At 40.7% G+C, this 12,474-nt stretch carries 10 protein-coding genes; 7 read left to right on the forward strand and 3 right to left on the reverse strand.

The genetic code is table 11. The features are described from left to right. Positions 1-84: 84 nt before the first annotated feature. The 3 genes from LPB68_RS19755 to LPB68_RS19765 all read right to left on the reverse strand — a co-directional run bounded on the left by LPB68_RS19755 (position 85) and on the right by LPB68_RS19765 (position 3,101). Positions 85-882: a cytochrome c oxidase assembly protein gene (locus tag LPB68_RS19755; protein WP_068655771.1), complete on the reverse strand. Its 798-nt coding sequence runs from the start codon at positions 880-882 to the stop codon at positions 85-87. Next, positions 879-1,370: a DUF2243 domain-containing protein gene (locus tag LPB68_RS19760; protein WP_068655769.1), complete on the reverse strand. Its 492-nt coding sequence runs from the start codon at positions 1,368-1,370 to the stop codon at positions 879-881. The genes LPB68_RS19755 and LPB68_RS19760 overlap by 4 nt, the downstream gene beginning before the upstream one ends. A 129-nt stretch (positions 1,371-1,499) precedes the next feature. Further along, the gene (locus LPB68_RS19765) at positions 1,500-3,101 is read right to left on the reverse strand and encodes a YifB family Mg chelatase-like AAA ATPase (RefSeq protein ID WP_068655767.1); all 1,602 of its coding nucleotides are present in this window, start codon (positions 3,099-3,101) and stop codon (positions 1,500-1,502) included. Positions 3,102-3,511: 410 nt separating this feature from the next. Between LPB68_RS19765 and sucC the strand changes: the two genes are divergently transcribed. From sucC to hslU, 7 genes are all read left to right on the forward strand, one after another. Beyond that, positions 3,512-4,672 carry an ADP-forming succinate--CoA ligase subunit beta gene (gene sucC, locus LPB68_RS19770; protein WP_068655765.1) on the forward strand — a complete coding sequence of 387 codons (1,161 nt, stop codon included), beginning with the start codon at positions 3,512-3,514 and terminating at the stop codon, positions 4,670-4,672. 30 nt (positions 4,673-4,702) lie between these two features. Continuing rightward, positions 4,703-5,632: a succinate--CoA ligase subunit alpha gene (gene sucD / locus LPB68_RS19775; RefSeq protein ID WP_068655764.1), complete on the forward strand. Its 930-nt coding sequence runs from the start codon at positions 4,703-4,705 to the stop codon at positions 5,630-5,632. Between the two features lie 148 nt (positions 5,633-5,780). After that, entirely contained in the window at positions 5,781-6,899 is a 1,119-nt protein-coding gene (gene dprA, locus LPB68_RS19780) for a DNA-processing protein DprA (RefSeq protein ID WP_418303845.1), read from the forward strand. A 43-nt stretch (positions 6,900-6,942) separates the two neighbouring features. Beyond that, positions 6,943-9,042 carry a type I DNA topoisomerase gene (topA, locus tag LPB68_RS19785; protein WP_068655761.1) on the forward strand — a complete coding sequence of 700 codons (2,100 nt, stop codon included), beginning with the start codon at positions 6,943-6,945 and terminating at the stop codon, positions 9,040-9,042. A 22-nt stretch (positions 9,043-9,064) separates the two neighbouring features. Beyond that, a complete protein-coding gene (gene trmFO / locus LPB68_RS19790; protein WP_068655759.1) occupies positions 9,065-10,390 on the forward strand; it encodes an FADH(2)-oxidizing methylenetetrahydrofolate--tRNA-(uracil(54)-C(5))-methyltransferase TrmFO in 1,326 nt (441 codons plus the stop codon). A gap of 11 nt (positions 10,391-10,401) precedes the next feature. Next, on the forward strand, positions 10,402-10,944 hold the full coding sequence (gene hslV, locus LPB68_RS19795; protein ID WP_068655758.1) for an ATP-dependent protease subunit HslV: 543 nt from the start codon (positions 10,402-10,404) through the stop codon (positions 10,942-10,944). Between the two features lie 48 nt (positions 10,945-10,992). Then, the gene (gene hslU, locus LPB68_RS19800; RefSeq protein ID WP_068656655.1) at positions 10,993-12,393 is read left to right on the forward strand and encodes an ATP-dependent protease ATPase subunit HslU; all 1,401 of its coding nucleotides are present in this window, start codon (positions 10,993-10,995) and stop codon (positions 12,391-12,393) included. Positions 12,394-12,474 lie beyond the last annotated feature (81 nt).

Genomic DNA, 12,474 nt, shown 5'->3' on the forward strand with positions numbered 1-12,474 from the left:
GATCTTGCGCTAAAAAGGACGGTGTAGCCGTTTCTACTTGTTTGCATTTTTTTTGAATCCTTAAATGAATTGAACATGGTATTGTCATGAATTTAAAAGTGGTTCTATAGTGTATGATGTTCGAGGCCGACTGGCCTTATACCATTGGTAACACAAAATGAAAATGATAACCATTTCGATGGCATCACCACCATAGTACATAAGGATTCCAGCTGTTTCAGCATGTGCTACAGGAACGTTTCCCGGCGGGTGTGCAAAGATATATTTTGACAATATTCCGTGCCCTGCAATAGAAATGATCAACCATACGGCACGATAAACAAAGCTAGTTCGATGTGGTGTTGGATCAACATATATTATGGACAAAGTATAGAGATAGCCTGCTAAAAACACATGTATATGCACGATCAAGTGTACAATAATATTATGTTGCATCACTACGTATAGGTTAGTTGTATATAATAAGCATATTCCTCCAACATTTAGGAATGATGAACTAAGAGGATTGATAAGTATTCGCATGGATGAGCTTTTTAGAAGACTAGAAATACGTCGAGCTAATTGCACATGGAGTGTTCGAAGGGCAAGAGTCATTGGTGCGGACAATACGAGAAGTAGTGGAGCAAGCATTCCAAGTAGTAAATGACCAAGCATATGAACTCTAAAATCATCGTGAGCCTGATGTGCTAAGGGACCCACAACCATTGATGTTAAACAGAGAATTCCCATTAACCAGAAGATCGTACGGTATAACGGCCACGGCTTATTATGACGAACGATATGTGCGGCATAGATATAATAAATGGATGCCAGAATCATTGTTGATACCAACAATACATCAAATGAATTGACAACACTATGATGGATGTAAGTATGACTCATTTGATGATTTGACTCTTGGTATTTCGTCTTGTTCGAAGCACAAGAATGAAGCCTATGACGATCATGATACTAGCAGTGATATTCCATATCCAATCATATCCCCTAATATCTACATTGTACCGAATTTGATGTATTCTCATGAGCTTATGTTGGATTATACCATCGTATAATTGAAAAAAACCGCCTCCAAGTAATAGCCCTCCCAACCACCTGCTGAGAGATAATGCATTTCGGCGACGAAGGTCTGCAAACATAAACGATGAACTTATGGTTGCAAACCAACTGAAAGCATGGAATAGACCATCTGAGACTAACCCAATGTCTGTCGTGGACTTGTCGTAGAAATGATGCCAATGCAGGAGTTGATGAAAAACAACTTCATCTATAAAGGAAACAAGGCCGAGGCCAAAGAGTAACCCACACCATAAGTTGCGGGCCAAGTAAGTAGAGTGGGTCCAATCTTTTGAATTGTGGTTTAGAGTATCCATTAGCTAACCTCCATGAACTCATTGTGTAAAAGTATTGAATTGCATATTATCAAGCGTATCCAATCCCAGTTTACCCCATATTCATGAGTTACAAACAGATGATAATACAATAATAATAGAGTTATTTGGCTATATCTCTACCTCATTTTGCACACGATCTAAATTACGATATTGTATGGCTTCTGCAACATGTGAGGTTTTAATGTTGTCTTTCCCATCCAAATCAGCTATGGTCCTAGCTAGTTTTAGAATTCTGTCATAGGCCCGCATACTGAGTCCAAGTGCCTCGATAGTTTGTTGGAGCATGGTGGATGTATCGGATGATAGTGAGGTGTGGGTACGCAGATGTCTCCCAGACAATTCGCTATTCCATGAGAATGGTAGATTTCGATATCGATGAACCTGAATTTGATGTGCTTGAATCACTTGTTCCTTCATTTCTTGTGAAGATAAACTAAATGTTTCTTTAGTCCATTCTTTAGGTCTAGGAACATCCACTTGAAGGTCAATGCGATCCAGTAAAGGACCAGATATTTTAGCTCGGTATTGAGCAATACGAGCACTACTACATGTACAACGTTGTTCAGGATGATCGCTCCCAAGAAATCCACAAGGACAGGGATTCATGGAAGCTGCGAGCATAAAATGTGCCGGGAAAGTATGCACGGCTCGAGCGCGACTGATCGTAACAGCGCGATCCTCGAGAGGTTGCCGTAATACTTCCAGTACGTTGCGGGAGAATTCTGGCAATTCATCTAGGAAGAGTATTCCGCGGTGAGCGAGACTGACCTCTCCGGGTTTGGGAATAGTTCCACCACCGACGAGACCACCAGCTGAAATCGTATGATGAGGTGAGCGGAATGGACGCTGTTTCAGTAATCCTGATGAAGGCTCCTTAAGTTTACCAGCAGCACTAAAAATTTTGGTTGTCTCTAAAGACTCTTGTTCTGTTAGGGAAGGGAGAATGGTTGGAATGCGCTTAATTAGCATGGTTTTTCCTGTTCCAGGAGGACCAATCAACAAGATATTATGCATCCCAGCTGCTGCAATGGTGATAGCTCGTTTTACATGCTGTTGCCCCAAAACATCGCTATAATCTTCATAACTGTTAGTTTCATTTATAGAATTTGGCGAAACAAGACTAGAAGAATTAGGTTTGAAGAGGAAATTCAAAGAATCAAGAACGACAGGAGGATCAGTTTCCTTTCTGCCGGTCTTAGGTTGCACAGCATTTGGAAATAGTAATTCTCTTAAATGTCCTAGACTAAAGATATGAATATCTTTGATCAAAGCCGCTTCGGCGCGATTCTCTTCAGGTAATAGCACCGCATTGAACCCTTCCTCTTTCGCTCGATCGACCATCGAAAGAACTCCAGATACGGGTCTTAATGTTCCATCTAATGCCAGCTCACCGATCATTAATAATCGGAGATCGGATGGGAGAATAAGTTGTTCACTAGTTACTAGAATACCGAGTGCTATAGCTAAATCAAATGCTGACCCTTCCTTGCGTAGGTCTGCAGGGGCTAGATTAATCGTTACTCTTTGCATAGGAAAACGAAATCCGCAGTTCTTGATTGCTGCCCGGACGCGCTCAACTGCTTCACGAATAGCTGAATCAGGAAGGCCAATAATAGAAGTTTGAGGTAGTCCATTAGAGATATCTACCTCAACTTGAATGATCACGCCATCGATTCCATATAAACATGCACTATGCATTTTACCGTACATAAGTAAAGACACCTCTTTTCTATAAATGGATACGGGTGGACCGTATACTTAATTAGAAAAAAGGTGCTTCCTTTTTTAGAAAATCTTTTTTTCATTTCACTAACGTAAAGCTTAGAAGGAATAGAGGGTTTTGTCAATCGAGTTTTCCAAGATTTTATTAATCATTCGCAAATTGGAATGAAACCGATATCAAAAGAGTGTCTATTAATGATGATTATAATAAGGAAAGCGTTTTAAAAACATGGTACAATGTAATTGATTTATGTTATTTCCAATAAGAATATAAGAAGGTTACATTTAACAGTGTACTTATCTTAAGTTTCTCGCATCGTCTGTTTAAGACGATGGTATTGCCAGTTCTACTCGGGAGAGTCGACTTGTTGTAGTCATGTTGATAGGAGGATTTGTTAATGAATATCCATGAATATCAAGGAAAGCAAGTATTGAAACAGTATGGCGTTTCCGTTCCTAATGGAAAAGTAGCTTACACAGTAGAAGAAGCGGTAGAAGCCGCGATATCACTGGGTAGCCCGGTTGTGGTTGTAAAAGCGCAAATTCATGCTGGAGGTCGGGGAAAAGCTGGCGGTGTTAAAGTAGCCAAAAACCTGGACGAGGTTCGTACGTATGCGCAGGATATTCTCGGGAAAGTCTTAGTAACTCATCAAACAGGACCAGCAGGTAAAGAGGTGAAGCGACTCTTAATTGAAGAAGGCTGTGATATTCGTAAAGAATATTATGTAGGTGTCGTAGTAGATCGTGTTACTGGTAGAGTAGTCATGATGGCATCCGAAGAGGGCGGAACTGAGATAGAAGAAGTAGCTGAAAACTCGCCTGAGAAAATTTTTAAAGAAGTGATTGACCCTGCTATTGGTTTACAAATGTTCCAAGCTCGCAAATTAGCTTATGCCATTAACATTCCGAACGAACTCGTGAATAAGACTGCCAAATTTATGACAGCTTTATATCATGCTTTCGTAGATAAGGACTGTTCAATCGCTGAGATCAATCCACTTGTCATTACAGGTGATGGTGATGTTATGGCGTTAGATGCTAAGTTGAATTTCGATTCCAATGCACTATATCGGCATAAAGATATTCAGGAACTTCGTGATTTAGATGAGGAAGATATCAAAGAAATCGAAGCTTCTAAATATGATTTAAGTTATATTTCTCTTGACGGTAATATTGGTTGCATGGTAAATGGTGCTGGTCTTGCCATGGCTACCATGGACATTATTAAATATTATGGTGGAGAACCGGCGAACTTCCTCGATGTTGGGGGCGGTGCAACGACGGAGAAGGTTACAGAAGCATTCAAAATAATTCTATCTGATGAACAGGTAAAGGGAATATTCATTAATATATTTGGTGGTATTATGCGTTGTGATGTTATCGCTAACGGTGTAGTTGAAGCAGCCAAACAAATCGGATTAACACGTCCTCTCGTAGTGCGTTTAGAAGGAACCAATGTTGATCTTGGTAAGAAAATTTTAGCGGAGTCGGGACTTAATATTGTAGCAGCGGATTCGATGGCGGATGGCGCTCAGAAGATTATCTCGCTCGTACAATAACTTTTAATCGATAGGGGATGTGAAGTAATCGTGAGCATTTTAGTCGATAAACATACCAAAGTTATTACTCAAGGTATTACGGGTTCTACAGGTCTATTTCATACCAAAGGTGCTTTGGATTATGGTACCCAAATGGTAGGTGGTGTAACTCCGGGTAAGGGGGGGACTAATGTAGATATTACATTGGAGAACGGACAAACAGTAAGCTTACCGGTATTCAATACTGTGATTGAAGCGAAACAAGCGACAGGGGCAACTGCCAGTGTAATCTATGTTCCACCTGCTTTTGCGGCGGACTCGATCCTTGAAGCTATTGATGCAGAACTGGATCTTGTGATTTGTATTACAGAAGGGATTCCAGTGCTGGATATGATTAAGGTTTCTCGATATCTTGAAGGTAAGCCAACCGTATTAATCGGTCCGAACTGCCCAGGCGTCATTACTCCAGGTGAATGTAAGATTGGAATTATGCCAGGTTATATTCATCGTGCCGGACATGTAGGTGTTGTGTCTAGAAGTGGTACCTTGACATATGAAGCAGTGCATCAATTAACAACTCGTGGTATTGGACAATCCTCAGCAGTTGGAATCGGTGGTGATCCGGTGAAGGGATCTGAGTTTATCGATATCCTACATCTATTCAATGAAGATCCCAATACGCATGCTGTCATTATGATTGGTGAAATCGGTGGAACTGCAGAAGAAGAAGCGGCAGAATGGATCCGGGATCATATGACGAAGCCTGTAGTTGGCTTTATAGGTGGTGTAACTGCACCACCAGGCAAGCGGATGGGTCACGCTGGAGCGATCATCTCTGGAGGTAAGGGAACAGCGCTTGAGAAGATTTCTAAGTTGGAGGAGTGTGGCATTAAGGTCGCACCAACGCCATCAGAAATGGGTTCTACATTACTTAGCGTTTTAGAAGAACGTGGTATTTTAGATAAGTGCATGACACATTAATCCTGCATCTGTATAATGTATTTAATAAGGTAAGCAACCTTTTATTCCCACTTGACGGAATGAAAGGTTGCTTTTTTTGCGTGATCATCGTTCATGATTTGAATGAATGAAATGAGTAATTTATTATGAGGAGGTCATTATGAGAAGAATGGAAGAAAGAATGATGCTTATGGCATTACATGAGTGTGAGGGAATTGGGTGGAATAGTATTGATGGCTTGTTGAAGATTGGCGATTTATCTTATCAAATGATGAATTATAGTACCCTTGATTGGGTGAATGTTGGATTAAGGCCAGATAAGGCAGAATCTGTAGTTAGAGGATTGTCGAAAGAAGTCATCGAGAGGCAAACGAGACAGCTTACAGATCGAGGTATTGAAGCCATAACAATATTTGATGAGAACTATCCAACTTTATTGAAAGAAAGCCATCAACCACCCTGGGTTCTCTACTGCCTTGGTCGGCAGGAATTACTGCATACTCTTGGTGTGGCAATGGTAGGCACTCGGATTCCTACTGCTTATGGACGAAAGGTAGGTTCAGTATTAGCGGAAGAATTATGTGATGCTGGAGTTACCGTAATTAGTGGTATGGCCAAAGGGATTGATAGTACCTGTCATGAGGCAGCATTAGGTTGCGGTGGAAATACCATTGCCGTGATGGGTACGGGAATGGATGTTATATATCCTGCGGAGAATCGCTCATTGTTCGAAAGAATTGTAAAGCAAGGACTAATTGTAACGGAATATCCGCTAGGAACCCCGTCACATCCTGGGCTATTTCCTCAACGTAATCGTATTATTGCGGGTCTGAGTGTCGGAACTTTGGTAGTTGAGGCAGATACTCGGAGTGGTTCACTAATCACTGCGGATGCAGCAATGGATGCGGGACGTGATGTCTTTGCAGTCCCTGGTCCTGTGACCTCACCTAAAAGTAGAGGAGCACTTCATTTGATTAAGCAGGGTGCGAAAATGGTCACCTGTGGAAAAGATATATTGGAAGAGTATGAATCCCATCTGTCTCAGGCAATAACAAATGACGATAGGTTAAGTAGTCAGATCCAAAAGAAAAGTAATCAATTATTAAATGAGGATTTGACAACAGACGAGGTTGAACTATACCATATACTCGAGCAGGGTCCGTTTTCAGTGGATCAATTATTACAGCAAAGCCATTGGGATTTTGGACATTTGCATTCAGTTCTGTTATCTTTAATCATAAAAAAGCAAATTACCCAATTACCTGGTTCGATATATAAGATCATATAATATGGTTATTTGAGCGTCTGATTGTTGGAGAGGAGATGGATTCATGGCAGCAGATTCGCTAGTCATCGTAGAGTCGCCCGCTAAGGCGAAGACGATTGGGAAATATTTAGGCAGTAAATATATTGTGAAAGCATCAATGGGTCACATCAGAGATTTACCAAAAAGTCAAATTGGTGTTGAGGTTGAGAATGACTTTAATCCAAAATATATTACGATTCGTGGAAAAGGTTCAATATTGAAAGAATTGAAAGATGCTAGAAAAAAAGTGAAACATGTCTATCTCGCAGCCGATCCGGATCGCGAAGGAGAAGCTATAGCTTGGCATTTAGCGCATGCGCTTGATGTTGATCTGACCCAAGATTGTCGTGTCGTATTTAATGAAATTACGAAGCAGGCCGTTAAAGATGCTTTTAAAACACCGCGTAAAATTAATATGGATTTAGTGAATGCTCAACAAGCACGTAGAATTCTTGATCGATTAGTTGGATACAAGATTAGTCCTCTATTATGGAAGAAAGTCAAAAAGGGATTGTCTGCAGGACGTGTTCAATCAGTTGCGGTTAAAATTATTATGGATCGTGAGAATGAGATTAATGCTTTTGTTCCTGAAGAATATTGGAGTATTACTGCGCAATTGGCTAAAGGTGACACGACCTTTGAAGCAAAGTTTCACCGCCTTAACGGTGAGAAGAAGGAACTATCCTCTGAAGCAGATGTACAAGAAATCTTGAATGAGATTAAAGGAGCTTCATACAAGGTTAGCGAGGTTAAAGAGAAAGAACGTCAACGGCATCCATCGGCACCATTTACAACGAGTTCATTGCAACAAGAAGCTGCTAGAAAACTGAATTTTCGCGCAGCGAAGACGATGTCAGTTGCACAGCAACTATATGAGGGTGTTGAGTTAGGTAAAGAAGGTACCGTGGGTCTTATTACTTATATGCGTACAGATTCAACAAGACTGGCTACTTCTGCGGCGGAAGAGATTAAAGAACTTATTGGTAGCAAATATGGTGAAGCATTTGTACCTGAGACTCCACGTCAATTCACTAAGAAATCTGCTAATGCTCAAGATGCCCATGAAGCAGTTCGACCGACATCTATTCTAAGAGATCCTGAAAGTGTTAAGGCATATCTAAGTCGCGATCAATTCAGATTATATAAACTAATATGGGATCGAACTGTTGCTAGTCAGATGGCATCAGCAATACTGGATACGCTTTCTGTTGATATTTCGGCAAAAACTGTAACTTTTCGAGCTGTGGGATCTAAAGTGCGTTTTCCTGGGTTTATTAAAGTTTACGTTGAAGGTAATGATGATGGAGCAACAGATGATGAGAAATTTTTACCTGCTCTTGTACCAGGGGATAAGTTGTCTAAAAAAGATATATCTCCTAAGCAACACTTTACGCAACCGCCACCAAGGTATACAGAAGCTCGTCTTGTGAAGACGCTTGAAGAGCTTGGAATAGGGCGTCCCAGTACATATGCGCCGACGTTAGAGACGATTCAAAGACGTGGGTACATTGCAATGGAAGAAAAGAAATTTATGCCAACTGAGTTAGGTGAGCTAATTATCGAACAAATGGAACAATTCTTCCCGGAAATTCTAGACGTGGAATTTACAGCACATATGGAAGAAGACTTGGATCATGTTGGTGAAGGTTCTGAAGATTGGGTTAAGGTACTTTCTGAATTTTATGAATCTTTCGAGAAAAGACTTATTGTAGCTGAAGAAGAGATGAAAGAGATTGAAATAGAAGATGAAGTCTCTGATGAAGTCTGTGAAAAGTGTGGTAAATTTCTAGTCTATAAAATGGGTAGATTTGGTAAGTTTCTTGCATGTTCAGGATTCCCTGATTGTCGCACCACGAAGCCTATCATTAAGGATATTGGCGTTACATGTCCAAAATGTAAGGAAGGCCATGTCGTTGAAAGACGCAGCAAAAAAGGGCGGATTTTCTTCGGGTGTGATCATTATCCAGAATGTGATTTTGTATCGTGGGATCGACCTTCAATAAAACCGTGTCCTAAATGTAACTCTCTGATGATTGAGAAACGGAATAAACAGGGGAATAAGCTTCAATGTACAGTTTGCGACCATGTTGAATTAGTAGAAGACAACGACGATTTAGCAGAATGATTATTTTCAGGAGGTAATGAAGTTGACAGAAACACAAAGGGTAACGGTGATAGGAGCCGGACTAGCAGGCAGTGAGGCAGCATGGCAAATAGCTAGTCTTGGTGTACCTGTAAGATTATATGAAATGCGGCCTGTAGTGAAAACTCCAGCACATCATACGAATCAATTCGCAGAATTAGTATGCAGTAACTCATTACGAGCGAACGGTTTAACAAATGCTGTCGGGGTTTTGAAAGAAGAGATGAGAATGTTGAATTCTCTTGTATTGGGATCTGCAGATAGACATGCCGTGCCTGCAGGAGGAGCGCTTGCGGTGGATCGTGATGGATTCTCAGGTGAAATTACTGCGACTCTTCATAATCATCCTTTAATTGAAGTCATTAATGAGGAAATTACACATATACCTGAAACGGAGATTGTAGTTGTTGCTACAGGACCCCTTACCTCTCCATCATTAGCTGCTAAGATTAAAGAATTAATGGGAGAAGAGTATTTCTATTTCTATGATGCTGCAGCACCAATCATAGAGAAGGACTCCATTGATATGGATAAAGTATACTTAGCGTCTCGCTATGATAAAGGAGAAGCGGCATATTTAAACTGTCCAATGAATGAAGAGGAATTTAATGCATTCTATGAGGCTTTAATAACAGCTGAAGTTGCAGAACTCAAAGATTTTGAGAAAGAATTGTATTTCGAAGGATGCATGCCGATTGAAGTGATGATGAAGCGAGGTAGACAGACGGCACTGTTTGGTCCAATGAAACCCGTTGGTCTAGTGAATCCTCATACAGGGGAGCTTCCGTTTGCAGTTGTTCAGCTACGTCAAGACAATGCTGCGGGTACACTGTACAATTTAGTTGGCTTTCAGACTCATCTTAAGTGGGGTGAACAAAAGCGTGTATTTGGAATGATTCCTGGGCTCGAGAAAGCAGAGATTGTACGCTATGGTGTGATGCATCGCAATACATTTATTAATGCACCAAAACTTCTTCAGCCAACCTACCAATTGAAGACCAATGAAAGGCTGTTTTTTGCAGGTCAGATGACAGGAGTGGAAGGTTACGTTGAATCGGCTGCTTCGGGTCTTATAGCGGGTATGAATGCAGCGCGAATGGCTCTTGGTCAGAAGTGTCTAGTATTCCCACAATTGAGTACACTAGGAAGTATGGCACAGTATATTACGACTGCGGACCCGGAACATTTTCAACCCATGAATGCGAACTTTGGACTCCTGCCTAATTTAGGTAAGAAGATTCGTAATAAGAAAGAGAAGAATGAAGCTCTAGCTGAAAGGGCTCTTGAAAGTATTCGAGTATTCAAAACAGAGAACGATATAGTTGATTAGGAGGTCTTAGGATGGATCTATCATTTCATGCGACTACGATATGTGCAGTGAGACATAATGGTAAAGCAGCTATAGCTGGCGACGGTCAAGTTACCTTCGGTGAGAGTGTAATTATGAAGATGACAGCTAAGAAGGTTCGACGACTATATCGTGGTCAGGTAATTGCTGGATTCGCTGGCTCAGTGGCTGATGCGATTACATTGTTCGAGAAATTTGAAGGTAAGTTGGAAGAACATCATGGTAATCTACAACGAGCTGCTGTTGAATTAGCTAAAGATTGGCGGCAGGACCGTGTTCTCCGTAAATTAGAAGCATTGATGATCGTTGTAAATAAAGATGGAATGCTCCTGATTTCTGGTGGTGGAGAGATTATTGAACCAGATGACGATGTGATCGCGATTGGCTCTGGTGGGAATTTTGCTTTAGCGGCAGGTAGAGCACTCAAAAGACATGCACCACAATTAGAAGCGAAAGATATTGCTCAAGAGGCTTTGAAAGTTGCTTCTGAGATTTGTGTCTATACGAATGGAAATATTTTGGTAGAAGAACTGTAAGTATGTAAGTAATAAGTGATAATACACTATAGGGTGGAGGAAACGATGTTGAGCAATCAATCTTTAACGCCCAGACAAATTGTTGCGGAGTTGGATAAATATATTGTTGGACAAAAGCAAGCTAAGAAGTCAGTAGCTGTTGCACTTCGTAACCGATATAGACGTAATAAGCTTCCTGAGAATGTTCGTGATGAAATAGTTCCTAAAAACATACTGATGATTGGTCCTACAGGGGTAGGTAAAACGGAAATTGCTAGACGACTCGCCAAGTTGGTCAATGCTCCTTTTGTGAAGATTGAAGCAACGAAGTTCACGGAGGTTGGATACGTTGGACGTGATGTAGAATCTATGGTTCGAGATTTAGTTGAGATATCGATTCGTATGGTGAAATCAGAGCGGACGGAGAAAGTCCATGAACAAGCGGTAGAAATGGCTAATGAACGTATTATTGAAATTCTTGTACCGTCAAAGTCTAACTCTAAAAATCAGCGGAATCCATTCGAAATGCTATTTGGGGGGAATAATAATCAACAGAACCCGCCAGATGAACAAGAACAAGATAGTAGCATTATTGAACGCAGGAGGAAAGTAAGATTTGATTTGTTGTCAGGTAATTTAGAGAACGATAGCATCGAAATTGATGTTGAGGATTCAAGTTCACCGATGATGGATATGTTTGCTGGGCAAGGAAATGAACAAATGGGTATGAATATGCAAGAAATGTTAGGGAATCTTATCCCTCGCAAAACAAAGAAACGAAAGCTTCAAATCAAAGATGCTCGAGATGTCCTGATCCAAGAAGAGGCGACTAAACTCATAGATATGGACGATGTTATTTCAGAATCTATTCACCGTGCTGAGCAATCGGGTATTATATTCATTGATGAAATTGATAAAGTGGCAAGTTCAAGCAAAGGGAACGGACCAGATGTATCTCGTGAAGGTGTTCAACGTGATATACTTCCAATAGTAGAAGGGTCTACAATCATAACGAAGTATGGCCCTGTTAAAACCGACTTTGTACTTTTTATTGCGGCAGGTGCTTTTCATATTTCTAAGCCATCGGACTTAATCCCAGAATTACAGGGTAGATTTCCGATTCGTGTTGAGTTAAGTAGTCTAACACTAGAAGATTTTGTATCCATCTTAACGGAGCCAGAGAATGCATTGACGAAGCAATATGTTCATTTGCTTAAGACGGAGGATATCGATCTTAAATTTGATTCAGCGGCGATTCATGTCATTGCAGAAATGGCTGCTACAGTGAATCAGAATACAGAGAATATTGGAGCTAGAAGACTTCATACCATACTAGAGAAATTATTAGAGGATCTTTCTTTTGAAGCTCCTGAGCTATCCTTGGAAAGTATGACGATCACTTCGGAATATGTACGTGAGAAGCTGGCCAGTATTGCACAAGACCGAGATTTAAGTCAATATATTTTATAATCTTAAGAGCCGAGTTAACCTCCTTTCTTTAAGGAGGTTAACTCGGCTTTTTTTTGCGTATAACACATAGCGAAAGCTTGA

It is taken from the genome of Paenibacillus crassostreae (genome assembly GCF_001857945.1).
In the GTDB taxonomy this organism is placed as follows: Bacteria; Bacillota; Bacilli; order Paenibacillales; family Paenibacillaceae; genus Paenibacillus_AQ; species Paenibacillus_AQ crassostreae.

Coding starts and splice junctions, on each gene's coding strand:
- LPB68_RS19755 (WP_068655771.1), bottom strand. CDS start 882: ATGAGTCATACTTACATCCATCATAGTGTTGTCAATTCATTTGATGTA.
- LPB68_RS19760 (WP_068655769.1), bottom strand. CDS start 1,370: ATGGATACTCTAAACCACAATTCAAAAGATTGGACCCACTCTACTTAC.
- LPB68_RS19765 (WP_068655767.1), bottom strand. CDS start 3,101: ATGTACGGTAAAATGCATAGTGCATGTTTATATGGAATCGATGGCGTG.
- sucC (WP_068655765.1), top strand. CDS start 3,512: ATGAATATCCATGAATATCAAGGAAAGCAAGTATTGAAACAGTATGGC.
- dprA (WP_418303845.1), top strand. CDS start 5,781: ATGGAAGAAAGAATGATGCTTATGGCATTACATGAGTGTGAGGGAATT.
- topA (WP_068655761.1), top strand. CDS start 6,943: ATGGCAGCAGATTCGCTAGTCATCGTAGAGTCGCCCGCTAAGGCGAAG.
- hslV (WP_068655758.1), top strand. CDS start 10,402: ATGGATCTATCATTTCATGCGACTACGATATGTGCAGTGAGACATAAT.